The organism is Spiroplasma monobiae MQ-1, assembly GCF_002865545.1.
GTDB classification, from domain to species: domain Bacteria; phylum Bacillota_I; class Bacilli_A; order Mycoplasmatales; family Mycoplasmataceae; genus Spiroplasma_A; species Spiroplasma_A monobiae.
Genome location: NZ_CP025543.1, coordinates 73,045 through 98,413, shown reverse-complemented (window position 1 = coordinate 98,413; position 25,369 = coordinate 73,045). Strand labels below are relative to the sequence as shown.

The 25,369-nt window shown below is 27.5% G+C and carries 25 protein-coding genes, 1 other RNA gene and 1 riboswitch; of the genes, 4 read left to right on the top strand and 22 right to left on the bottom strand.

Features of this window, described 5'->3' with window-relative positions; genetic code table 4:
• Position 1 precedes the first annotated feature (1 nt).
• From SMONO_RS00480 to SMONO_RS00430, 11 genes are all read right to left on the bottom strand, one after another.
• Positions 2-700, bottom strand: coding sequence for an RDD family protein (locus SMONO_RS00480; protein WP_101780399.1), 699 nt, complete (start codon positions 698-700; stop codon positions 2-4).
• A gap of 14 nt (positions 701-714) precedes the next feature.
• Positions 715-1,683: a glycosyltransferase family 2 protein gene (locus tag SMONO_RS00475; RefSeq protein WP_101780398.1), complete on the bottom strand. Its 969-nt coding sequence runs from the start codon at positions 1,681-1,683 to the stop codon at positions 715-717.
• Positions 1,684-1,785: 102 nt separating this feature from the next.
• A complete protein-coding gene (gene asnS / locus SMONO_RS00470) occupies positions 1,786-3,147 on the bottom strand; it encodes an asparagine--tRNA ligase (RefSeq protein WP_101780397.1) in 1,362 nt (453 codons plus the stop codon).
• A 65-nt stretch (positions 3,148-3,212) separates the two neighbouring features.
• Positions 3,213-4,322 (bottom strand): alpha/beta hydrolase, encoded by a 1,110-nt coding sequence (locus SMONO_RS00465; protein WP_101780396.1) that lies wholly within the window; start codon positions 4,320-4,322, stop codon positions 3,213-3,215.
• 23 nt (positions 4,323-4,345) lie between these two features.
• The gene (locus SMONO_RS00460; protein WP_101780395.1) at positions 4,346-5,125 is read right to left on the bottom strand and encodes a MurR/RpiR family transcriptional regulator; all 780 of its coding nucleotides are present in this window, start codon (positions 5,123-5,125) and stop codon (positions 4,346-4,348) included.
• 12 nt (positions 5,126-5,137) lie between these two features.
• Positions 5,138-6,091, bottom strand: a complete 954-nt coding sequence (tsaD, locus tag SMONO_RS00455; protein WP_101780394.1) for a tRNA (adenosine(37)-N6)-threonylcarbamoyltransferase complex transferase subunit TsaD — start codon at positions 6,089-6,091, stop codon at positions 5,138-5,140.
• Between the two features lie 119 nt (positions 6,092-6,210).
• Positions 6,211-6,930 carry a purine-nucleoside phosphorylase gene (deoD, locus tag SMONO_RS00450; RefSeq protein WP_101780393.1) on the bottom strand — a complete coding sequence of 240 codons (720 nt, stop codon included), beginning with the start codon at positions 6,928-6,930 and terminating at the stop codon, positions 6,211-6,213.
• Positions 6,931-7,011: 81 nt separating this feature from the next.
• A complete protein-coding gene (locus SMONO_RS00445) occupies positions 7,012-7,917 on the bottom strand; it encodes an ABC transporter permease (protein WP_101780392.1) in 906 nt (301 codons plus the stop codon).
• The gene (locus SMONO_RS00440; RefSeq protein ID WP_101780391.1) at positions 7,907-9,937 is read right to left on the bottom strand and encodes an ABC transporter permease subunit; all 2,031 of its coding nucleotides are present in this window, start codon (positions 9,935-9,937) and stop codon (positions 7,907-7,909) included. Before SMONO_RS00440 ends, SMONO_RS00445 begins: the two co-directional genes overlap by 11 nt.
• A 1-nt stretch (position 9,938) precedes the next feature.
• Positions 9,939-11,468 (bottom strand): ABC transporter ATP-binding protein, encoded by a 1,530-nt coding sequence (locus SMONO_RS00435; RefSeq protein WP_101780390.1) that lies wholly within the window; start codon positions 11,466-11,468, stop codon positions 9,939-9,941.
• Positions 11,469-11,524: 56 nt separating this feature from the next.
• Positions 11,525-12,889, bottom strand: coding sequence for a BMP family ABC transporter substrate-binding protein (locus SMONO_RS00430; protein WP_101780389.1), 1,365 nt, complete (start codon positions 12,887-12,889; stop codon positions 11,525-11,527).
• A 108-nt stretch (positions 12,890-12,997) separates the two neighbouring features.
• A riboswitch (purine riboswitch) is annotated at positions 12,998-13,092 on the bottom strand.
• Positions 13,093-13,213: 121 nt separating this feature from the next.
• Between SMONO_RS00430 and SMONO_RS00425 the strand changes: the two genes are divergently transcribed.
• Entirely contained in the window at positions 13,214-13,765 is a 552-nt protein-coding gene (locus tag SMONO_RS00425) for a hypothetical protein (protein ID WP_101780388.1), read from the top strand.
• Here SMONO_RS00425 and trmB read toward each other — a convergent pair.
• The 4 genes from trmB to ssrA all read right to left on the bottom strand — a co-directional run bounded on the left by trmB (position 13,762) and on the right by ssrA (position 18,300).
• Positions 13,762-14,412 carry a tRNA (guanosine(46)-N7)-methyltransferase TrmB gene (gene trmB / locus SMONO_RS00420; protein WP_101780387.1) on the bottom strand — a complete coding sequence of 217 codons (651 nt, stop codon included), beginning with the start codon at positions 14,410-14,412 and terminating at the stop codon, positions 13,762-13,764. The two genes, SMONO_RS00425 and trmB, sit on opposite strands and share 4 nt — an antisense overlap.
• Before the next feature lie 16 nt (positions 14,413-14,428).
• A complete protein-coding gene (mgtE, locus tag SMONO_RS00415) occupies positions 14,429-15,883 on the bottom strand; it encodes a magnesium transporter (RefSeq protein WP_101780386.1) in 1,455 nt (484 codons plus the stop codon).
• A gap of 13 nt (positions 15,884-15,896) precedes the next feature.
• Positions 15,897-17,843, bottom strand: coding sequence for an EAL domain-containing protein (locus SMONO_RS00410; protein WP_101780385.1), 1,947 nt, complete (start codon positions 17,841-17,843; stop codon positions 15,897-15,899).
• 44 nt (positions 17,844-17,887) lie between these two features.
• Positions 17,888-18,300, bottom strand: a transfer-messenger RNA (tmRNA) gene (ssrA, locus tag SMONO_RS00405).
• Between the two features lie 88 nt (positions 18,301-18,388).
• On the opposite strand from ssrA, the gene SMONO_RS00400 reads away from it, so the two are divergent.
• Positions 18,389-18,643, top strand: a complete 255-nt coding sequence (locus SMONO_RS00400; RefSeq protein ID WP_101780384.1) for a hypothetical protein — start codon at positions 18,389-18,391, stop codon at positions 18,641-18,643.
• 43 nt (positions 18,644-18,686) lie between these two features.
• Positions 18,687-18,902, top strand: coding sequence for a hypothetical protein (locus SMONO_RS00395; RefSeq protein ID WP_101780383.1), 216 nt, complete (start codon positions 18,687-18,689; stop codon positions 18,900-18,902).
• Between the two features lie 78 nt (positions 18,903-18,980).
• On the opposite strand, the gene smpB is transcribed toward SMONO_RS00395, so the two are convergent.
• From smpB to SMONO_RS00370, 5 genes are all read right to left on the bottom strand, one after another.
• Positions 18,981-19,421: an SsrA-binding protein SmpB gene (gene smpB, locus SMONO_RS00390; RefSeq protein WP_101780382.1), complete on the bottom strand. Its 441-nt coding sequence runs from the start codon at positions 19,419-19,421 to the stop codon at positions 18,981-18,983.
• 13 nt (positions 19,422-19,434) lie between these two features.
• Positions 19,435-21,531, bottom strand: a complete 2,097-nt coding sequence (gene rnr, locus SMONO_RS00385) for a ribonuclease R (protein WP_101781099.1) — start codon at positions 21,529-21,531, stop codon at positions 19,435-19,437.
• Positions 21,532-21,566: 35 nt separating this feature from the next.
• Positions 21,567-21,839: a preprotein translocase subunit SecG gene (secG, locus tag SMONO_RS00380; protein ID WP_101780381.1), complete on the bottom strand. Its 273-nt coding sequence runs from the start codon at positions 21,837-21,839 to the stop codon at positions 21,567-21,569.
• An 86-nt stretch (positions 21,840-21,925) separates the two neighbouring features.
• Positions 21,926-22,966: a hypothetical protein gene (locus SMONO_RS00375; RefSeq protein ID WP_101780380.1), complete on the bottom strand. Its 1,041-nt coding sequence runs from the start codon at positions 22,964-22,966 to the stop codon at positions 21,926-21,928.
• Between the two features lie 81 nt (positions 22,967-23,047).
• Positions 23,048-23,662: a LemA family protein gene (locus SMONO_RS00370; RefSeq protein WP_101780379.1), complete on the bottom strand. Its 615-nt coding sequence runs from the start codon at positions 23,660-23,662 to the stop codon at positions 23,048-23,050.
• A gap of 93 nt (positions 23,663-23,755) precedes the next feature.
• On the opposite strand from SMONO_RS00370, the gene SMONO_RS00365 reads away from it, so the two are divergent.
• Positions 23,756-24,151, top strand: coding sequence for a rhodanese-like domain-containing protein (locus tag SMONO_RS00365; protein ID WP_101780378.1), 396 nt, complete (start codon positions 23,756-23,758; stop codon positions 24,149-24,151).
• A gap of 26 nt (positions 24,152-24,177) precedes the next feature.
• Here the strand turns inward: SMONO_RS00365 and SMONO_RS00360 are convergent, their stop codons facing one another.
• Entirely contained in the window at positions 24,178-24,411 is a 234-nt protein-coding gene (locus tag SMONO_RS00360; RefSeq protein WP_101780377.1) for a helix-turn-helix domain-containing protein, read from the bottom strand.
• A gap of 3 nt (positions 24,412-24,414) precedes the next feature.
• Positions 24,415-25,362 carry a DNA-binding protein WhiA gene (gene whiA, locus SMONO_RS00355; protein WP_101780376.1) on the bottom strand — a complete coding sequence of 316 codons (948 nt, stop codon included), beginning with the start codon at positions 25,360-25,362 and terminating at the stop codon, positions 24,415-24,417.
• Between the last annotated feature and the right edge of the window lie 7 nt (positions 25,363-25,369).

Below are 25,369 nucleotides of genomic sequence, written 5' to 3'. Positions count from 1 at the left end.
ATTAATTATTTAAATCTTTATCTTGATCAATTATTTTATCGATTTCTTCTAAGTCAAAATTTCCTGGTCTATCTTTTTGTAAGTGAATATGGTTTTTGCTTTTTTCTCTTTTGTTTATAATCAAAACTTTTTCTAAATAATAAACTTTTGTGTTTAATTTAAGATCAACTGCTGATATGTGTTCTTTTTGTAAATATATTGTAATAGGTATATAAATAAATCAAATCGCCAAAAATGTAAATCCTATATTTCTAATTGTTGTTACTATAAATGAAAGTGATTTTATATTTTCTGGATCATCGCTAGTGAATATTATCAAACCAATTATCAGTTGAATAACTAATTGAATAACTAAAGGAATATACAAAAAATAAAACTCTCTAAAAAATATTTCTTTCATTTTAATTTTTTTGTTGTTATCTTTAATTAATCTAAGAGAAAAAATAAGTTTGCCAATTGTGTTACCTTTTCAAAAGTATGGCAATAAAATAAAATATATAAATAAAACAATTTGACTAACAGGCAAATTAATAAAAAGAGTTTTTAAATCTGTAATTGGATTCAAAAAGGTCAATATTAATGTTGGTATAGAGCACACAATCAAATCAAATAATCTAGCAAAAAAAATTCTTCCCAAATGTGGTTGAACCAAATTATGAGAAGATTTTTCTATGATATTTTTTTCTTCTTGATGTGTCATTAAACTCACCCTTTTTATTTTGCAAGTTTCATAATTTCTTTGATGTATGATGAGAATTGATCAACAATTTCTATAAATCTAACATCTTTAGTTTCAAGGAAGGCCTTATTATTTTTCATAAAATCTTCTCTTTTATCTTCAAATTTTCTACTTGCAAAAGTAGCTGCTTTTTTAATTAATAATTTATTATCATATTTTCTAATATTTCATAATCAAATGTGAATTAGAGTTTTATAATATGCATAGTTTAAATAATCTTTTAAATCTTTAAATTTACCAATTCTTCTGTAGTAATTTAAAATATGAGTTCATTGATTTACTAGGTCAAATACTGAGTATTGAACTTGTCCCAAATAAACTTCTTCCAATGGTTTTTCTGTATCTAAGAATAAATAAGTGTCTGTTTGACCTAATACTTTATATGCAAATAACATGTCAAATCTAACGAATCTTCTAAATTTAAAACCAAACTCTTTTAATAATTGAGTTCTAAATAATTTATTTGATAAAGTTGCACTTATACTTGCATAGGGTTGGAATTCTCTGTTTAAGTTGTATAGTTTACCTTTTTCTAAGTGAGTATCAATTGTTTTATCTGATAAACCCCTTAATTGAACATTATATTCAATTAAATCAACTTCTTCACCATTATATTTATTTAATTCAGTTCTCAGATTTTTTACAAAATCAGGACTTATAGTATCACCTTGAGAGATAAATTTAATGTAGTCACCATCAGCTAAATCAATTGCAGTGTTTCAACATACAGCTGCCCCTTGAATAGAACTGTTTACAACTGTTTTAATATTTTTGATGTCTCAGAAATAATTTCTTAGGATAACAAATTCTTGGTTATCTTCAAGCATTTTATCTGATATTAAAATGATTTCATAATCATCATCAGTTTGGTTAAGAACACTTTGTAGTGTTTCATTAACGTTTTCTTCTATTTCTTGTCATGTAATAACAAATGAAACTAACATGGTATATCCCCCTTATTTAACATATATATTTTACACTAATTTATAAGTACAAAGTACCTTTTTCAAAAAAATAGCAAAGAGAAAAAACAACTTTCGTTGTTTTTAAAATAATAAATTTCTTGGGGTTCTTGGGAAAGAAATTACATCTCTAATATTTTGAGCGCCAGTAATGTACATAATTAATCTTTCAAAACCAAGTCCAAATCCAGCCGATTTATAATAACCATAATTTCTTAGACCATTATATCAGTCCAGTTCTTCTGGATCTATACCCATTTCCTTACATCTTGTAATAATTTTTTCAAAATCATCTTCTCTTTGACTTCCACCAACAAGTTCACCAATTCCAGGAACAAGTAAATCTGCTGCTGCAACTGTTTTATTGTCTTGGTTTTGTTTCATATAGAAGGCTTTAATTTCTTTAGGATAGTCAGTTACAAATGTAGGACATTTATTAACCACTTCACAAATATATCTTTCATGTTCTGTTCCTAAATCTAAACCAAATTCAATATTTGGTTCTTCAAATATATGACCGTCTTCAACTGCCTTTTTAAGTATTTTAATTACTTCTTCATATTTATTAACTGCAAATTTTGAGTTTCTAACTATATTAAGTTTTTCGATCAATCCTTCTTCGAGATTTTCATTACAAAAATCTAGTTCATCTTTTGCATTTTCAAATACATAGTTAATTGTGTATCTTACTAAATCCTCAATTATTTCTAGATTTCCTTTTAGGTCGCAGAATGCCATTTCTGGTTCAATCATTCAAAATTCTGCAGCATGCTTTGATGTGTTTGAATTTTCAGCTCTAAAAGTTGGTCCAAATGTATAAATATTTTTAAACGCTTGCGCATATGCTTCACCATTTAATTGTCCAGAAACCGTTAAGCTTGCTTTTTTACCAAAGAAATCCTCTTCGTAGTTAGCATCTTCTCTTGTTGTTACAACAAACGCTTCACCAGCACCCTCTGCATCATTTTCAGTAATTATCGGAGTATTAACATATACATAATTTTTTTCTTGAAAGAACTTGTGAATTGCAAAAGCAGCCATAGATCTAATTCTAAAAATTGCTTGAAATGTTTTTGTTCTTGCTCTTAGGTGTGAAATTTCTCTTAAAAACTCTGGTGAATGTTCCTTTTTTTGTAATGGATAATCTTCAATCGCTTGATCTAACAATGTAATTTCTTGCGCTTGAATTTCAAACTCTTGTTGTTTTCCCGGAGTTAAAACAATTAAACCTCTTACTTCCACAATTGAACTAACTCTGGCTTTAGTTGCTTGATCAAATCCTTTAGTTTCTGGTTTATAAACAACTTGAATATCGTTTAAAGTTGTTCCATCATTAAGAACCAAGAAACTAACAACCTTACCTTGTCTGTTGTTTCTAACCCTAGCTATTAAGGTGATCTCTTTTAAATCTTTATATACCAAATATAACTCTCTAATGTCTTTCATATTAATACTTCCTTTTTGCAATATTATTATACAAAAAAAGAGAACCAAAGTTCTCTCTTATTTAATTATTTAAGCATCAATGATAACTGATCTTTTTTTTCAAATTTTAATAACTCTCACTCTTTTATAACTTTATCAAATAGAACATCATCTTTTTCAAATCTATTTATAAATTCAGCCAACTTGTAATTAAATGTTTTAAAGTGGTATCTTATACCTTGAGTGTGCATTGAAAAGTTGAACATTAAATAATCATCGTCTTGATTATTTCTTTTGATAATCAATTCATATGTATCTGTAGGACTAGTTACTTTATCATCTGATGAGTGACAAAATAATGTTGGGAATAAATCTTTATTACCACCTTCTCTTAGTAGGTGGAATATACTTACTTCATGTAAATTTATGCTAACTTCCTTTTTGTTTTGTTTAGCAATAACTTTATTTATAAATTTTTTAGTTCTTTTTTTAGGAAGAAACCCTAAATATACATTTCTTACATGTAAAAATAAACTGAATACACTTCCATAAGTTACATCAGAAACAACAAATTTAAAGTTTAAAGCTTTTAGTTCCTCTTTGTATAGAATTGAACAATAATTTGAAACAAAAGCACCCATACTTGTTCCCATAAAGGCTAATTGATCTATCTTTTTATTTTCTTTTAATCAATCAACAGCACCCATAAGATCTTTATGTTCTTTTCCACCCATTGTTGTTGAGTCATTTTGCGATTGTCCATGACCCCTAAAGTCATAAACCATCACGTTATAACCCATTTCAACAAAAACTTTAGCATGATGTAACGATCAAGTTTTATGACCTGCAAATCAATGCGAAGCTATAACTCATTTGTTTGATCCTTTATTTGGTTCATAAATTAGACCTTTTAAATTAAGATTATCTCTTGATTTAAAGTCTACTGGAGTTACATTTTCTATATCTTGAATTTCTAATTCAGGTCTTTTATAAAATCTTCTTACAACCTTGTTTGTGGTTAAAAGTTCTTTAAGTCATTTTCTGTCTTGTCGTGTTTTATTGAATTTTCTAGCTTGTATTCAAACTCTTAATGAGGATTGTTTAAAAGGAGTTTCCATTCCACCATAAAATGTTCTAAATCCTTTTTTTACATTATTTATTAAGGTATTTTTTTTAATTCTTCTTGAATTTTTCATTGATAAACCTCTATTCTAAAAAATTATTTCTCTGAATTTAAAAAATGATAAATTAGTAAGTCATTAAAATAGTTGAAAGGAACCGAATGGGAAATATGCCCTTTGTAAATACTTGTATCTGGATTGTCTACTATTAACGTATGTATTGAATTTAAGTGTTTTGTAATATCGTGTGAAGCAACTTTACCTGATATATAAATTACTTTTCTATTAAGTTCACCTATCTCTTTAATTGCATTATCCAATCTTGAAGAGTTTCCATATCTTGTATAGAACAAAAAGACATCTTCTTCATTTGAAGATTTGATTCTATCTTTAATGGTTTCGTGATCACTATCCAATAGATGAACATTGAAACCATTTTTATAAAAAAAGTTTGAAAGTTCATGAGCTGGACCTGATAATAAATTTTCTCAATAACAAACAAAAACTCTTTTTGCAGATCTTATTATGCTCAATGTTTCAAAAATTGATTTTTTATCTATTAGAGCATAGTTTTGTTTGATTATATTTATATAACCAGCCACAACATTTTCATCATTTTTTGCTATATTTATTTCTTGATTTTCAGCATCATTTGCAAGAGATATTGCAAAATCTCTAAAACCTTTTATATTAAGTTTTTTTAGCAATCCATAAATAGCACTATAACCAGTTCCCGCTTCTTGTGCCATTCTCTCAATCTTCATATTTGTATCTACAATTTCTTTTAAATGACTTTTAATATATTCAACAATCTTCTTTTCTTTAATTGTTAAATCTTTATCGTCAATTGTAGTCAATTTACTTAAAAATGATCTCATATTTTAAAACCTCTATTTCTTATTTTTGATATATTCATTTGTTAATTCAGCTATCATTGCTGCATTATCTGTACAATATTCCATATTTGGAACTATGATTTTGCTTATGTTGTATTTCTTTCCTATTTCAAAGAATTTTGATCTAATACTTGAATTAGCACTAACACCACCAACTACAGTTATTGTTTCTGGTTTAAACTCTTTTACCGCTCTTTCAAACTTCAACATCAATGTGTTAATTGCAGTTTTTTGAAAACTAGCACATAAATCGTTAATAATTATTTTTTCATTGTTTTGATTTAATTTATTAATCAAATTTAAACTAGCTGTTTTTAAACCCGAAAATGAAAAATCATATGTATCATCATTCTTACTTATAGGTAGTTGATATCTATCGGGATTACCTTTTTGTGCTAATTTATCAATTTTGGGTCCACCAGGATATTGAAGACCGAGAACTCTAGCCACTTTATCATAACATTCTCCAACCGCATCATCCTGTGTTGATCCTATTATTTTAAAATCCAAAGATTTTTCAAGCAGTTGGATCTGGGTGTGCCCTCCGCTAACGACCAAAACTAAAACTGGATATACAAATTTATCGTCAATATTTGCACCATATATATGACCTTTAATATGATTCATCTCCATTAAAGGTTTATTCAAATACATTGCTAGTGTTTGTGCAACTAATTTCCCTACAATTAAACTTCCTATTAATCCTGGGTTTGAAGTGTAAGAAATGTAATCAACTTCTTCTAAAACAACATTGCTTTCTTTTAGAGATTTAGTTAAAACTCAATGAAAATTTTCAACATGCAATCTTGAGGCCAATTCAGGAACTACTCCTCCAAATTCTGAGTGTTCTTTAATTTGACTAGAAATAATATTTGATAGGATTTTGCCATCTCTCATAATAGATATACTAAATTCATCACAACTTGATTCAATAGCTAAAATTATCATTAAATTACCTCGTTTACAAAATCTATTTTATTTTACTATATTTTGAAAGATAGTAAAATACTTTGCTAGAATTTTTTTCCAAAACTAAAAAACCACCAAAAGGTGATTTGGATTTTATACTATTTTAATTCTAAAGAAGTTTCTAGGGCCAATTCAATCATTTGCATGAAATTATTTTGTCTTTCCTCAGCTGTTGTAGCTTCGTTTGTTATAAAACTATCTGAAATTGTCAATAAACAAGCAGCTTGTTTTCCGGTTACAATAGCATTTGAAAATAATGCATATGACTCCATTTCAACTACATCAAGTCCATTTTCTTTAGCAAACGTCATTGAATCGTCATATCTATAAAACACATCAGAAGAGTGACATCTACCAACATGTGTTTTTATTTCATTTCTTTTTGCAACTTCTTCAATTTTATTGAATAATGTTTGACCTGCTTCAATAATGTTTGAATCTATATTTGCAGCAATTTTTGCATAATTACTTTCTCCAAAAGCTTCTTTGGCATTAAAAATATCATATACGTTAATATTTTCGTTATAACTTCCTGCACTTCCAACTCTAATTATGTAATCGACATCATAGAATTTAAATAATTCATATGAATAGATCCCAATGCTTGGGCATCCCATTCCGCTTCCTGCAACAGTAACTTTAACTCCTTTATAAGTTCCTGTGTACATAAACATATTTCTTACTTCATTTACTAATCTATAATCTTCTAAATACGTCTCTGCTATTTTTTTAGCTCTTAAAGGATCTCCTGGCATTAGAACTATTTTTGCTATATCTTCTTTTTTAGCATTAATATGTGGTGTGGGTATATTTGACATTTTAAATTCTCCTTTTATATACATAAATATTTTATAATTTAATCTTATAAAAATAAAAAAAAGTTTCTTAATGAAACTTTTTTATCTTTTTGCTTTATCGTAAGGAATACCCGCGGCAGCTGGTGGTTTTGATCATTTTGATAATCCAACCATAGTTCCTAATGAAATTACAAATGGTAATACTTGGAATAGTTTTGCATTGGTTTTAATTCATCCACCTTCCAAGTTAATTGGAAGAGCCTTTGATAGTGCAAAGAAGAATGCAAACCCAGCAGCACCGAGAGTTACTCACTTAACCCTTCATTGACCAACTATCATTATAGCCAAGGCCAGAAAACCCATACCATCAGCTGTTCCATAAAAATAAGAACCCCTAGCTGTTATTGTGTATATACCACCAGCCAAAGAAGCTATTATTCCTGAAAATAAAACAGCAATAATTCTATATTTTATTACATTTACCCCAGCAGCTTCTAAAGCGTTTGGATTTTCACCAGCAGAAATATGTCTCATACCAGTTCTAGTAAATGAAAAGTATAAGCCTGTTAATAAAGTTATCAACATAGCAATTATTAAATAAAATGTAAAAATTCTATTTGAATCAACAGAAATAACTGTGTAGTCACCATAAATGTATGTATTAGCACCCATTGTGGCCATATATAGGCCTATACCTTGTGCAAGCAAGTTAATTGCAGTACCAGATATTATTTGATCTGCTTTTAATTTAATAGAAGCAAATGAGTGTAATAAAGAAATTGCCCCCCCAACACAAGCTCCGGCAAATATTGCCATAACTTGTGTTCAATTTCCCATTGATTCAGAAAGATTTTGTCCTATAATAGCAGTTGTCAAACCACCCATTATCATATAACCTTCAATACCCACATTAACAATACCAGATCTTTCAGAAATTAGTCCAGAAAGAGCTGCAAGAGAGAATACCGCTAAATATAGAGAGAAGTTTTCAAATAAACTATTTACCATATCTTTCAACAACCTCCAATTCAGCTTTATACTGTTCAATACAAATTTTTAATTCCAAAAATTTGTATTCTTCTTTATCTTTTGTATTATCTTTTAATTTTTTTCTTTCAATTTCATATTTTTCCTTATTTTCTTTTAAAAATAATTTAGCATTTACTTCTGAATCTTTTAATATATCTAATTTAGCTTTTTTAAATACATTAAATTCATCAATGATTAATTTTGCATCTTGATCGTATTTGTTTATTATTTCTTTAATCTTATTATTAATTTCATCTTTAATGTTTTTAATTTTTAGATTTAATTCATTTTTTAAAACGTCAAGTTCAGTTTTATCGTTTTCACTATTATTTTTAAGTAGACTTATTTTATTAATTAAAGAAGAAATCTCACTTCTTTCTTTTATAAGTTTTTTCTCTAATTTTAAATTTTTAATTAAATCATTTCGTTCTATTTGCATTAATACAAATTGATCCATAATAGTGTAATATTTCACAGCAAGTTCAGTTTTAATTTTTTTCTTAAGACCTTTGAAAGATTTATTATTGTAATCATTGTACATTTCTTCAAAAGTCATTTTCTTATTTTGAATTTGCATTTTTATTTTTGATTTATATATTGATAAGTAATTTTCAACTTCAGATTTTAAAACACTTTCTAAAGACAATAATTGCTTTTTAAGATCATGATATTTTTCCTGGTCTTCTTTGTTAGATCTTTTATCGATTTTAAGTTTTAAAATTTCTTGATTTATATTTGAAATTTGTTTTTTTAATTCTAAAATATCAGCTTTCTTATTTATTTCTTTTAGTTCAAGTTTTAAATCTTTTATTTTTTTGTTTATATCTATTTTAAATTCTCGATATAAATAACATTTTGATTCAAATATAAATAACTTAATTTTTTCAATAGGTTTAAATTTTAAGAATAAAATGTAAACTGCTGATGAATAAATAATAATACCAAATATTAAACTTGATATTTCTGGAGAAAGTCCAATAAATTGTAAACCTAAAGCTCTTTCAGAACCAGCTTTAAACATAGCTCAAATTAAAGCCACAGGAACTACACCAATGATATTATTGAATGCAACCAATGCAATTGGTATTGCATCAAAACCAATTGAAGGAAGAACTTCAGAACCAACCTCCATTGAAGATTTTATATTAAATCAATAAAACATTGACCCTAATCCAATAAATAGACCCTGTAATGCTGTGGTTAAAATTAGATATTGTCTATTTTTAATTCCTGCATACATAGCAGCTTGAGGTTGTTTTCCTACAACATTAAATTTAAAACCAAAAGTTGTAAAAGATAGTAACAAGTAAATAGTTATCACAGCCACTACAGCCAACCCAACCCCCAATATTCAAGTGTTACCTCCAATTGAAAGTCAATCTGAAGGTAATTTTGGTGTTAATCCATTGGAAATTGATCATTTACCCCTTCCAAAACTTGAATCCATCAAAAATCATCTTGAAAAATATCAAACAATTCAGTTTAACATAACAGTTGTTACAACTTCATGAATGTTGAAAAATACTTTCAACAAACCTGCTATTGTTGAGATAAAAACTCCACTCAATATAAACGCTATCATAACAACTATTACAAAGCTTTTATCTACATCTCTAAATGCAACTCCGTCAGAGTTGGCTTTTGTTGCTATCAATGCTACAGCCAAGGTCATACCAAGTATTGCTTGACCAGAACCACCCATGTTGAATAGCCCAACCTTGAATCCAAGAGCCAATCCTAAACCTAAAAATATATATACAGCTAAATAGTTAAGTGTTTTACTCATAGTTGCTGCATCAAAAGAATAACCAAATGAGGCAAAAATAAATTCAAATCCATTATAACCTTGTTGAATTACAATAAGTGCTCCAACCACAAAACCAATTGCTATTGCAATTACAGAAGCTTTTAAATAACTTAGTTTAGAAAGGTTTCTTTCACTAGTAATTGAACTCTTTATTTTTTGATTTCTTAATCATCTATTTAATTTAAAGTTCATACTAAGATTCCTTTCCCAACATCATTCTACCAATGTCTTCTTTTTTGGCTCCTTTGGCTTCAATTTCTCCAACCATTTCACCAGAATTAACAACAACTATTCTGTCAGCTAAACTCATAACTTCTGATAATTCATAGGAAATCAATAAAATCGCTTTCCCTTCATTTTTTGCATTCAGTATTTGACTGTGAATAAATTCTATTGAACCCACATCCAAACCTCTTGTTGGTTGAAAAATAACTATTAATTGACTTTCAGCAGTAAGTTCTCTACCAACTATAGCTTTTTGTTGATTTCCACCTGAAAGTTGTCTAGAAATTGCAAACCCCGATTGGGCATTTCTAACATCAAATTTTAATAATATTTTTTGACCATAAGTTTGAATAGCTGCAAAATTTAAAATACCCATTTTATTGAATTTACTGTTTGAAATATCTTGTAATACCATATTCTCTAATAAAGTAGAGTCTAAAACTAAACCATGTTTATGTCTATCTTCTGGAATATGACGAATTTTGAATTTATTATATCTATCATAAATCGAACTTTTCGAAACGTCTTCATCGGAAACTAGAATTTGACCCTTTTCAATTTTACTTAAACCAGTTATTGCGTTAACTATCTCTTGTTGTCCATTACCTTCTACACCAGCAATAGCAACAACTTCTCCTGCTTTAATTTCTAAACTGAAGTTTTTCAATCCCAATATTTTATGATTATTACTTTTTCTAACACTTACATTTTTCATTTTTAAAACCGTTTCAGTAAGAGTTGGTTTATATTCGTTTTTTACTTCTACAATTTTTCTACCAACCATTGCTTCTGCAAGTTTTTCAGGAGTAGTTTTAGAAATTTCAAAAGTATCTATAACAGTTCCTTTTCTTATTACGGTTGCAGAGTTAGCAACTTTTCAAATTTCTGCCATTTTATGAGTAATAAAGATAATTGTCTTACCGGCCGCTTGTAATTCTTTCATAACTTCAAGCAAACCATCAATTTCTTGAGGCGTAAGCACAGCTGTTGGTTCATCAAAAACTAAAATATCAGCATCTCTATAAAGAATTTTTAAAATTTCAGTTCTTTGTTGAGCCCCAACAGAAGCGTTTCCTGCACTTTGATCTAAATCGACATTTAGATTATATTTTTTCATTATTGCAGTAATTTCTTCTTTTATTTTTTTTGAATTCACAATTGTTTTTGCTATTAGTTCTTCAGCACCCAAAGCAATATTTTTTCATAAAGGAAAAATATCTACTAATTTAAAGTGTTGATGAACCATGCCAATACCTAACTTAGAAGCTTTAATTGGATTTGATATAGCTTCTAATTTATTATTTATTTTAATAGAACCCGTTGTAGGTTCATAAATACCAAATAAAATTGACATTAATGTTGATTTTCCTGCTCCATTTTCCCCCACAAGAGCATGAATCTCATTCTTTTTAACTTTAAAATTTATATCTTTATTGGCCACAATAGTTTTGTTAAATATCATTGAGATATTTTCCATTTCAACGGCATATTGACTCATATTTGTCTCCTCATAATAAATAACCGATTTTAGCCGGCTATTTTGTTTTTATAATTTTAAATTACATCTCCTGTTAAACCCAGACTGTTCATAACTAAGTTAACATATTCTTTAATAGTATCGTCTCCAATGTTTTTTAATCAACCATCTGCAGTAGAATCTTGTTTATCAAAGTAGTATGTTGAAGCATCAATAAGTGCCTCATTTGGAATTGCTTTTTCTATTGCGTCATGCAATTGTGAATTAATTTTATTTTTTCCATCTTTAGAGAATGATCCACCCATATAAATTTCTTGACCTTTTCAATCCTCTAAATTTTTTTGATCGTCTTTAAGTATAACTTTAGCAATTTCATCTTTTGATTTTTCTTTAAGCTCTTTGTTATCCGCATAAGTTGTCATTGCAGCTCCTGCAATTGTTGCAGATACTAAATCTTTTTCTGCTGAAGTAATAAATTTATCACTACTTCCAGGGTAAGCATTCACCTGATCTGTATCAACACCAACAACCATTGTATTAGCTCTTTGGTTTTTTATTACACTCAATAAGTCTCCTGTTTGTGGTCCAGCAACACCCATAACAACATCAGCACCTCCATTAACAAGTTGTTGAGAAATTACTGTACCTCCACCAGCATTAAAGTTGTCTGTAAAGAAGTTACTTTTAAACTCAGACTTAACTGTTTTTTGACTGTCAACTCTTGATACATTAACTTTTAAAGCTTCCTCAATTTTTGATTCATCCATACCCGCAGCTTTATAAACCTCAGTTAATTTTTTTACTCCTGTTTCATTTTCTTTCAATTGGTTATAAAAATCAATTGAAGCTAAGTAACCAATCATGAAACTTTCAACAGCTAAACCATTTGGTACTCCGCCAAATGTTGCTAATTTCAATTCTTGACCTTTGTAATTATTATTTGTTATTGATCATATAATTGAAGCAAACCCTGAGTAGAATGCTGATATATCAGATCTAAATAGGAATCCTACAACATTATCTAAAGTATTACCATTTTCATCCTCAGGTACTCCATCAAGGAAAATTACATTTCCGTCGTTTTTCTTCATTGCCTCAGAAGCATTTTTTAAATGATCTCCAGCATGGTGAAATCCTGGTAATATAAGTGTTTTAGCTCCTGCTGTTTGAGCATTGCTATAACCTGTTTCTAATTCTGTGATTGAAGGTGGTTGAAAATAACCGATTCCACTATAACCCTCAGATACATCACCAAGTCTTTTCATAACTTCGTTACCACCGTTGTAACCAGATTCGTTAAATGATTTGTCATTAATTTTACCTGCATCTGTTACTAGATAGATTTCATTGAAAGCTTTATAAGGTGATCCACAAGCAGCAACAGCTGATGCGCTTGTCCCAACAATGGCAGTAGCCATTAATCCTGATAATAATTTTTTCATATATCCTCCTTTAAAAATTATTTCTCTATTTCTAATGCGTAAATTAGTTTTTGTTATTATATTTTATAAAAAAAGGAGCACTTTTTATATCACTAGTAAAAAGTTAGCTCCTTTCTGTGTTTCGTTTTTAGGAATGTATAGGTACATTGTAGAAACACCAACCCAATATGTTGGCTTATAAAAACTTTTACTTAATTTACATTTCTATTATAAGTCCATATACAAAAAATAACTAGCACTTTTTTGAAAAAAAAAAAAAAAAATTATCGAAATATTCTTAATAAAGAAGTCATATTTAAAATATAATTATAAAAGGTGATAAAAATGGATTTCAAATTAATAAAAAGCGACTTAAAAAAGCCATTACTGTGATTTGGGTCTATAACTTTATCTTTAATGGTTGTTAGTTCAATACTTCTTTTAAGTTTGCCTCTGGAAACCAAAGACAAAGCAACTCTTGTTTCTCAAATAAACTTAAACTTTATATTAGTGTATTTAGTTTGTGTTACAACAAACCTAAGCAAATCATCTGTTTCATTATTTTATGGGATGGAAGTTGTTACAAATCTAGAAACAAAAGAAAAGAACTTAAACATAGTTAAAACAAGATTTGTTTTAATATTTATAAGCATTTTCACAATTGGAGCATTTTTTATTGAAATTACTAGTGGTTCATTAATAAATAAAATAAGTTGAGTAGAAAACGCCAAATCAACATGATGAATATTTTTCATATTATTAATAATTAATTATATTTATCTTTATTTATTTTTTTCAATAACAAGATATTTAATTGCTCAAAATGAAGAATTTAAAAAAGCCTATATTAATTTTATAAATAATACGCCAAAAAAAGAGGTTCAATCCAAAGATTAAGCCTCTTTTTTTATTACTATTTTATTGATGTTTTTTCCCATTGATTGAAATCTTTGTTCATACTCTGTTGCTATATTATCTTTTAGTGCTTCTTCGTCTGAATATAAATCACTTGTGTTATAAAGTAATTTAAACTTAGATTCTTCTATTTGTTCTAAACTAAATTCATATAAATTATCATTATCTGTTTTTATTTCAATAATTCCATCATCTTTTAATAAATCTCAGTAAATATTTAAAAAATCTATGTAAGTTAGTCTTTTTTTATAATGTTTTGATTTAGGTCAAGGGTCTGAAAAATTTAAAAATATTCCCTTTAAAGAATTAGATTCAAATATATCCAAAAGATTTTCAGCATATTTATTCAAAAACAATAAATTATTTAGGTCTACATTTTCTGTTGTTATTGCTTTTTTTAAAGCCACCCCAATAACTGTTGTTTCCTTTTCCATAGCTATAAAATTTTTATCTTTATTTTTTAATGATTGTCCGATAATAAATTGACCTTTGCCACAACCAATTTCCAAAAAAGTATCTTGCTTTTGTGGAAATAAAGAACTAGCATCAATTTTTTTATCTGATGTTATCATGTATCTTCTATTTTGTTCAATATAGTCTTTTGTTCAATTTTTATTTCTTAATCTCATTTTTGCTTTCCTTATTTTAGTTTATAAATTGTGTAAAAAATATTAATCCTATTGAAAAGAATATGGCAGTAGATAAAGCATCTACTAATGTTGTTAATAAAGGAGCCGCCATTACGGCTGGGTCTAATTTTAGTTTTTTAGCAATTATAGGAAGTGTTCCTCCAATTAATTTGGCCATTATTAAAGAAATATACATAGAAATAGACAATGTAGCTATTGTATATCATAATATCGCTTGATTTAGATCACCTTTTTGTTGAATAGAGTAAATCACAACCATTCTAACAAAGTTAACACTAACAAGTATTAACCCCGTAATTGATGCAACCCTAAATTCTTTTCACATCACTCTTGCATAATCTTTTGTTTCAACCTCTTTTAAAGAAAGTGCTCTAACTATCATAGTTGAAGATTGACTACCAGCATTACCAGTGGTTCCTGAAATTACAGTTAAAAGAGGAGTTAGCAACATGGTAACAATATATTCTATTTGATTGTTAGATTCTGGATTTACAACTTCTCTTCCTGCATGATAAATATTTAAAAACAAAGTTATTATTACTTGAGAAAGAGTTGCCGAAACCATTAAGAACATCAGTCAAACACTTCTTGATTTAACCATTTTTCAAATACTTGTTTTAAAATATTCATCATCTGTGGGGCTTATTCCTGCCATTTTATAAATATCTTCTGTAACTTCTTCTTCAATTACATCTATTACATCATCAACTGTAACAATACCAACAAGTTTTTGTTGTACATTTATAACAGGTAAAGTTGTAATGTCATACTTCTTAAATTTTTCTACAACAGTTTCTTGATCATCTTTTGTAAATGCAAACAAAACTCTTTCATCCATTATTTCAGAAATCAATACTGAACCTTTTGAAAAAACTAGGTCCCTTAATTCTATAGTTCCTTTTAAGTTATTTAAATCATCGACTACATAAAAAGTGTTGTGGTCTTCTGATTCTTCATTTCTTTCTCTAATTTTTTCAATAGCTTCTGTCACAGTTCAATAAACTTTAAATCTTGTATAGTCAACACTCATTATACTTCCAGCGGTGTCATCATTATATTTTAAAATATTGTTTATTTGAGCTCTAGCTTCAGGGGTTGAAGATCTTAGAATTTTTTTAACTATATTTGAAGGCATTTCTTCCAAAATGTCTACAATGTCATCTGTATATAGTTCACCAAATAGTTCACTAACTTGTTGAGAAGACATTTTATTTATAATTTCTTCTTGAAGGTCTGCATCAAGGTGGGGAAAAATTTCACTACTTGTATCATTTGTAAAAAGCCTTAGAGATATAATTACTATTTTCTCATCCAAATTTTCTAATGCCTCTGCAATATCTTGTGGGTAGTGTTCTTCTTCTAACTCTCTAAGCTTTTTGATATCATTATCAATAACCAACTTTTCAATTAGTTCACTAAGACTTTTTAAATTATCTTCTTTTTCTAACATTTTATTTCTCCATCTATTTATTTAATAGGTATTTTAATTCTTCTGGTATAGATTCTCTTGCCTCTATTGAGCTACCGATAAGTTCTCCCGTTAACAATTCTACTCCCAAAGATTTTAGGTGTTTATAAATTATATAACTATTTACAGAAGTTGCAATTATACTTGCATCTATTTTTGAAGCTATTTTTAAACCTTCTAAAACAATATTTTCATTTTCTTTTCCGCTATTAATTTTTTTTGAAATTTCCCCTTCTAAGAAAATAAAGTCAGGCTTATAGAAACCTATAAGAGAAAAGTCTGTTTTTAATGAACCAAAATTTGAAACAGATACTCTTATTGAGTTACTTTTTAATTTTTCAATATTTTTTTCAAGAAGCTTTTGATTATCAACATCCCGATTTAAATCAAAGTTTAAAACAAGTTTTGTCAAATCTATTTTTAAGTTCTTAAGTTTCAATACAAATTCAACAACATCAAAATCTTCATTCGAAATGTAGTCACTATCATAATCCATAAATATAGTTTTATCTTTAATATTTTTACTTTGCTTATTTAATTTCTTTAAATTTTGTAGTGCAATATATCTTAAAAACAAACTTCCTAATCCCATATCAAAAATCAGTTTATTTTTTTCTGTGAATAACTCTGAATTTATTTCTATACCATCAATCATACCATTCAAGAAATAGGCCTCAAAATCTTTTTTCTTAGTTGAATATATTGGTTCAAACAAAGTTACAAATTGGTTAAGGTTTGTAACTTCATTCAATGATAACATTTTTTTATTTTGATTTTTCTCTTTTATTATTTCCAAAGGATTTACAATAATATTTTTTTCTTGATATGTCAATAGCAAGTCATTTGCAACATGCCTGTTATATTCAAGAAGTGTATCTAAATTATTTGAATGCAATCCATAATATGAAGAAACAGATTTTAACTTAACAGAAATTTTGTAATTATCAATTTTAAATTCTGTATTTATTTGAGCAAAAATATTTTTTATATTTTCTAAATACTTATTATTATTTTCATTAAAATCTTCACTTAATTCAAATGGAATAAAAGCCCCAAAAGTTTTGTAATTTGGTTTAAAGAAAATAGCATTATTAAAGTTTTCTTTAATCAAATTGTAACTTTGTTCAGAAACAGAATGAACAACTTCTTCTTTTATGTGCCCACTAACTTTTGATTCAAATTTTTCAAAATTTGAAATAAAATATGTTAAATAAATTCCATATCTTGTTTTTTCTTCTTGAATTTTGTTTAGAATTTGTTCATGTGCAGAAGAAAAGTTTAAGTAATATATATTGTCATAAATTACAATATTTTGTAATTTTAGAGCATGTAAATAAATTTGGTTGATAACAGTTATATATGCATATGCCAAATATCCACTACCCAATCAAAATAATAAATTTGTTAAATTTGTTATTCCAATGGCTGTTTTGATTTCCAGTAAACTCATTACAATACCAACTGTTAAAAGCATAATCGTTGTTATTGATCAATTTGATCAATTAGATATTTTTCTTCAAAATATTGTTATCAAATAAATTATAAATGGAATCACATAAGCTAACACCAACATAGTAATAGTTCAAACATCATTTGGTTTTCCAAAAAATTCCCCAAAAAGAGATGAAAATAAAACTAGATTTAAAATATTGCAAGTCAAAATACCTATGCTTGACATTGGAGAAATAAATATTATGGAAACCCAATATAAAAATGTTGGTAGAAGAATTGTCAAGCCTAAATTAGATTTTTCACCACCCAATAGTGTAATTAAAATAATTGAAAAAGTTGAAATAAAACCTAAAACAAAGCCCAAAAATATTTCATAATATATTTTTAGTTTAGAAAATAAGTGTCTTGTTAAACCTCAAAAGATTGTGTAACAAAAAGCAATAATTGTTGTATAAGAAAGACATGCAATTAATACATTTATAATATTCATAAAAATTACATTCCTTTCTTATAAAACAATTAAACATAAAAAAATGGTGGAGATGGCGGGAATCGAACCCGCGTCCAAAATACTCCAACCGATGACATCTACAGTTTAGTCGTCTCTAACTTACACTATAAACCAACAGAGTCAACAAGATTTAAATTTATAGCGTTAGTGATTGAGTTTCAAACAAATTTATCACTAAAATCATTTGTTCTATTGCGCTAGGTAATACGTTAATGGATGAAGCACAAACACAACCATAAACGTTGAACTGCTATAAACTTCGAGAGTTTATTAAGCTGCTAAAGCAACTCCAGCTGATGCATTATTGATCATAAATGCTGGCATTTCAAATTCATTTTTTTCTTCGTTTGCATTTTATCAAACCTAGAAGTATTTAGGTCTACCAAACCACTGCAGTCATGGGTCAGTTGTATCCTGTCGAAACCAGGACACCCCCATATTTATATTATAAAACAATATTTCTCTAAATAAAATTTGTTATTTGATTTATACATTAAAATAATATTAGGAAAAGAGGATTTAAAATGAGTAAAAATTTAAATAACACAATTGAGATTTTAGATATGTCTAAATATTCTTTAGATGATTTAGAAAAATTATTAAAAGAACAAAAGACAATTATATTGGCACTTGAAAAAGGAGAACATGTTTCTAACAGTTTGAATTTAGGTTATTCTGAATATTTGAAAGCAAATATAGAATTAAAAGAAATTAGTGAAAATTGCGGAACTTGTGGATGTGGTAAACCAGCTAATATTTTAGTATATGTTTGAAGATAAATATAAAATGTAATTTTTTACATATGAAGGGTAAGAATTTAAAATGAATAAAACAGGAAAGAATTTTGGATTTATAGGTGCAATTGCAGGGATTATATTTAATGGATTTTTAGGATTAATTTTAATATTAAGTGGTTTTTCTGGTGTGTTTTTCGGTTTTTTTTCGGGAGGACTTACACTAACAAGTGGAATTATAATTCTAGGTAATAAAAAAACAAATAACCATGAAGAAAATGTAGAAACTTATGAAATGGAATAATTAAATATTAATTTTGGGTCTCTGGTGTTGATCATAGCAATTGTTAAGAAAAATAAAAAAATTCCTTAAGGAATTTTTTTATTTTATTCTTTTTAATCTTCTTTCGACATCTCTTTGTTTAATTGTTTCTCTTTTATCTATTGTCTTTTTACCTTTACCCAAACCAATTTCAATTTTTGCATAGTTTCCTTTCAAATAAAGTTTGATAGGAATGATTGTAAGATTTTCCAACTGTACTCTTTTTAAAATTTTTTTTATCTCTTCTTTGTGCAACAACAAAACTCTGTTTCTTGTAGAATCTTGCTTAATGTTGTTTGCAAACTCATAATCTTTAATGTTCATATTTAAGATTTCTACTTGACCTTTTCTGATCAAAATGAAAGATTCGTTTATAGATACATCCTTATTTCTAATAGATTTTATTTCAGGACCAGTCAAAACTATCCCTGCTTCTCAAGTATCTAAAATTTCATAATCATAATATGCTCTTTTATTTTTTAATAAAACATGCTCTCCCATTTTTTCACCACCATTATACAAGCACAAAGTCTATAATTCTTTTTTTAACATCAGCATTTTTAACTTTTATTTTAATTTTTTGTCCGAGTCTAAATACTTTGTTTTGTTTGTTAACCATAATATTTGTTTTTTCATCAAATGTGAAATCAGCCAATTCCGAAATATGAATTAAACCTTCAACGCAATTATCCAATTGAACAAATATACCAAACTTTAAAACAGCCGCAACAATTCCTTCGAACTCTTGTCCGATTTTTGATTGCATATATTCAGCCATACAAACTTTATTAACTTCTCTTTCAGCAGATACGGCTTGTTTTTCGGTATCGTTAATTATGCTACATGCCTTTAAAACAAATTTTTCATTTTGTTCTAATTTAAAATCTCTTAAATCTCTATCCACAAGGTATTGTTTTAAATATCTATGAACTATTAAGTCACTATATCTTCTTATCGGACTTGTAAAGTGTGTATAACATTCACTTGCTAATCCAAAGTGTCCTATATTTTCTAATTCATAAGCTGCCTTTTCCATAAATTTAAGAAGAGTTACATTTATAACATCTCTTTCTGTAGGGTCTGTTATTTGGTCTTCTATTTGAACTAAAGCATTCTTAATTGTTTTTGGATTTATTTTGTCTAAATCATTTAACTTTACATTTATTCCTAAAGCTCTTAATATTGAATGTCATTCAATTAAATTTTCTTCTTTTGGAACGTCGTGATTTCTATAAATAAATGGTAATTCTTTTTCAAAAATCACAGTCGCTACACATTCGTTTGCGCTAACCATAAAATTTTCAATCAGTTTTTCGCTAATACCTCTTTCTCGTTTAGCAATTTCAATAACATTTGAGTCTTTATCTAAAATTATTTTTGGTTCGGCAACATCAAACTCTATTGAACCCCTAGCAGATCTTGCTGCATCGATGATTTCATGTAACTCTTTTGAAATCATTAACATGTCAACTATATCTTTGGGTCTGTCTGATTTACCGCTTGCATAAAGATCATTAACTTCTTTATATGTTAATCTAGCTTTTGAGATCATAATTGACTCATAAACTTTTTTCTTTATAACATTACCTTTTAAATCAAAATCCATTTCAGCAACCATACATAGTTTTTCTTCGTTTGGATTTAAACTACAAACTCCGTTAGATAATTTTTCAGGCAACATTGGTATTACTTTGTTTGCCAAATATACAGAGTTACCCCTAAACAAGGCTGTATTATCCAGTGGAGAAAACGGTGTTACATAGTGACTAACATCAGCTATGGCAACCATTAATTTATAACCATCATTTGTCTTTTCAACATAAACAGCATCATCTAAATCTTTTGAATCCGCTCCATCTATTGTTACAAGGTTTTTATTAACTAAAGAATTTGACATTCTTCTTTTGACTTTAGGGTCATTATAATCAATTGGTTTTGCAACTTCATTGGCGTTTTCAATGGTTAATTTATTAAATTCAGGTTTAATTTCATATTCATATGCAATAGAAATAATTCTATCTACAGCTTTATTTGCATCTCCAATTATTTTTTGAATTCTTACAAAAAGTTTTCTATCCCTAACGTTTAAAATCTTAACTTTTATTATTAAATCTTCTTTTAAATTAAAATCTTTTCCATTAATCATAACTATTCTGTAGTTTTTAAAACCAGGTTCATTTGGAATGAAATCCAAGAATCTGCCATCGCCGCTTTTTCTTATTTCTCCAACAAGTGATGTTTTTGTTCTTAAGACAATATCTTCAACAATCGCTTTTAGTCTGTCATCTTTTTCTTTTTGTACTGTAAAGATTACTTCATCAGAAGAAATACAACCATTAAGTGCATTTGGAGGCACAAAAAAATCTTCATCTTCACTATTGAATTCTTTAATGAAACCAAATCCCTTGTCATTTATTTTAACCGAACCAATTTTATACTTTTCACCAACAAAATATAAAACATTTTCCTTTGTTCAACCAATTAAATGCTCTTCTTGAAGTTCTTTAAGCGTGTTTGTTACACTTTCATAATCTGCTTTAACACTCTTTGTTAAATCATTTAAATGTAACTTTTCTTTTTCCTTTACACGAGATAGTATTGTATTTTTCATAACATTTCTTTCTATCAAAAAAACACCATTATTTTCTAAACAGTGTTTGAAATAATTCCTATTGCAATTGTGATTATAAATAATGTGATTCCTAAACTAAACATTCATATTGAAGTAGTTTTATCCATTCCTCTTTCTTTTGAGTTAGAGAAAAGTTCATCGTTACCACCATTTAAAGCACTCAACCCAGTTTGAGAACTTTTATTTTGAATCAAACCAATTATTATCATAAATACAGAAACGATTAAAGCTAGAATTTCAAAACCTAGAATTATTTGGTTTGCTGTTGTGCTTGCAAGTAAATTCATTACAAGGCCTCCATTCAATATCTATATAATACTACAATTTTTGGTAAAAAAAGAATGATTTTATCTCAATCATTCCATAATGTATTTTATTTAACAAAAGATAAATAAGCCATAGAAAGCTTAAGCATTTCATATTCTTGGTGCATTTTTGCAGACATCAATTCGAATATTGATTTTTTACTTTTAAGTTTAGTAAAGTCGAAAAGACCAACTGGTGCAATTTGTTTTTTCATAAACACTTTTTCCACATATATATTCTCAAATATACCTAAATCAAAAAAGTTATTATCGTTTATATTTGCCAGGGTGTCTAAAGCGACGGGACTAAGGAATTTAGCACCACCAATATGATTTGCCGGAATGTTTGTTGAGTATTTATTGTTAAATTCAACAGACTCAGATCTATATTCACCTTTAAGAACTTTTGCCTTTTTTATTCTAAGATTTTTTGCAATAGTTTGGAATTCTGAGTGGTCCATATATAAAACATCCATAGAAACCTTTATTTCTTTTCTTTTATAACTAACCGTAGAATTTCTCATTGTCCTGCGCCTACTTGAAAAAATAAGTGGTTGTTGTATTTGAAATTTTGCAATTTTATCATTAAAAATAAAATCTAAAGAATTCAAAGACCTATTATAAATAGGTGGAGTTAGAGAACTTAAATATGATTGATGAAATTGAGAATAAATTTTTTTTGGGGATGGATTTGTATTAACTAGTTTTAAGTTAAAATTAAATGCATCTTTAAGTTCTTTTTTTGAAGAATAAAAACTCTTATAAATAGCTGGAAGTTTTCCCTTTTCATTTATAGCTTCATTCAATTTTTTACTCGACCTTTCCAACCCCAAAAGCATAAGAATCAAAAATATTGGAAGTAAAAAAATACTCAAAATTAATAATACAATTCCAATCTTTGTCACAATATTTTCTGGCCCAATGTATTGAACACCTAAAAATAGTAATATAAGTCCCGAAAAAAGTGCTAGTACTGATAATGTTAATCCTATAATGGTTATAATTTTTTTTATAATAAGTGCTCTTGCAGCGCCCATTACGCTTCGATCTCCCTCAAAAGCATTTTTTAAATCAAAAAATAATTCTTGATCAATTTTGTTTAAATTCATTTTTCTTTCCCCCCAAACGAATATCATTCATATAAAAATTTTGGATATTTCATATCCAAAAAAATATTTTTTTAATTTATATTAAAATTCAATCTTTACATCTTGTCTTTCAAAATCAGTTATTTCAAATAAGGATTTAAACTTATATCCCAATTGTGCTGCCGCTGCATTTATTGGATAGGTATTTAAGGCCTGATTAAAAATACTTGTATTTGAATTGTAAATTCTTCTTGAAGCTGAAATATCATCTTCTATACTTGAAGTAGTTTTCATCAACTCTTGAACTAATTCTGTTGATTTAATTTCAGGATAATTTTCTAATTGCATCGTTACTTGTTTAGACACTTTATCAAGCATTGAAGCATTTTTCCCTAAGTCTTTAATCCCAACCCCAGTTCTCATTGAGGTTAGGTTGGTAAGCATTTCCTTTTCAAATTTCATGCCACCTTGGACTGATTCAATTAACTTTATTATTGTGTCTCTTCTTTTTTTAAGTTGAACATCTATGCCAGATTCTGCTTCTGAAACCTTTATATTCAATCTTTTTAATTTGTTTATATTAGCTATATGAACAAACAACGGAATGACCAAAAAGAAACTTAAATATCAAATAAAAGCTCCCAATGGACTTCTTCTGGGTTTGGTATTTGCTAAATTGTTGATGTTGTTAAACTCTTGTTCTGGTGTAATTCTCATTTTTCTTTCCTCTTATAAAAATATTTTATCATTATCTAATAGATTAAAGCAAATTCCATTATTTCAATATATAATAATTTTGGTGATTAATAGATGCAATGATTAGATTATGTATTTAAATTTATTGATAAATTGTTTAGAACTAATGCCTTTAAACAAAAATATAAAACTAAAAGCAGCAAAAAGTTAAATCATATTTTAAAGAGTAAAAATTGACAAGTTGTAGATATTAGAAATTCTATTTCTTATGGCGAAAATCACCTAAAAGGTTCTTTAAACATACCAGTAACAAGTTTCAATTTTAAGTATTTTAAGGTTTTAGATAAAAATTCAAAGATTTTAATTATAGATGAAGATTCAAGAAGCCATCTTTCAGTTTACAAAAACTTAAGACAAAAAGGGTTTAAGTCCTATCTATTTTACGAGGGTTACAAAAGCATAAGAAATGATCCTAACTTTGACAAGTTAACAAAAGTAGTTTTATATTAAAAAAATAGAACCTAGGTTCTATTTTTTTAATTTTCTTTTTCTTCTTCTATTTCCCTAAAAAATTCAATTGGTTCAACATTTAAAGCTTTTGCGATTTTTTCAACTGACTTAAGAGATATATTTCTCTTTCCTCTTTCAGCATCAGAAATATAATTTCTATGTAGTTCAGAGCTGAAACTTAATTCTTCTTGTGTTAGTTGTGCATTTACCCTTATTCTTTTCATGTTTTTACTAAATGTTTTAATAATATCTTTTTTCATATTTTAGTCTCCAATTGTATTTGCAAGTTTGTTTATTATTTTAAACAAATTGCTTATTCCAGATTTTGTAATAACCACATTTTGATCATTCATATACATTTCCAATTCAGAGAATGATGCGTCTGGGTTTTCTAATCTAATTTGTGCAAGTTTTTGAGCTTTTGGTGATAACTCTGACATAAGATTATTCTTTTGTATTAACTCTATTTCTTGCACTTGTTTTGTTCCTGTTGCTGAAGATTTTTGCTGATTGTAAATATCAATATTAATCATTCTATTAATGTTATTACTCACATCCCTGTTAATTCTTGTATTTTCAAATTTCATTACAGAAATTGAAGCATCTATAAACTTTAAGAAGTCGGATACTGCAATAGATTTTTTTATATAACAAACTGTTTTATTTCCTTTTGTTGTTGTTTTAAATTCAAAACCGAACTTTTTAAGTATTTTTGTTATATAAATTGCAGATTCAATCTCTTTGAATTGTAACTCCAAATGATAGTTAGTTGTTTCAGGTGAATTGACACTTCCTATAGCAATAAACATTCCAGAAACATAAGCCCTTGTTAACTCTTGTTTAATTTTTCTATCATATTTTTCCAAATCCATTTCAATTATTTTCTCACCATCGTCAACATTATAAATATTGTTGCTAGCAAGGAATTCAAGAACTTTATCAGTTAACATTAATTGATAGATTTTGTTCTTTCTTAATTTTTGAATTTGTATAATAGATATTTCTATATTACCCTTATATATAGTTTTTAGAATGGAGAATATATTTCTGATAACGTTATTACTGTTGCTTGTTAATTTTAATGCAGCTCCGTTATTCGTATAGATCAATTCTCCATTATATTTTATGAAACCAGATAACAAAGCTATCTTTTGCTCTTCTGTAAATGTATGATTTAAAATTTCTTCCTTAACTTCCATTGCAAAAGACATGTTATCA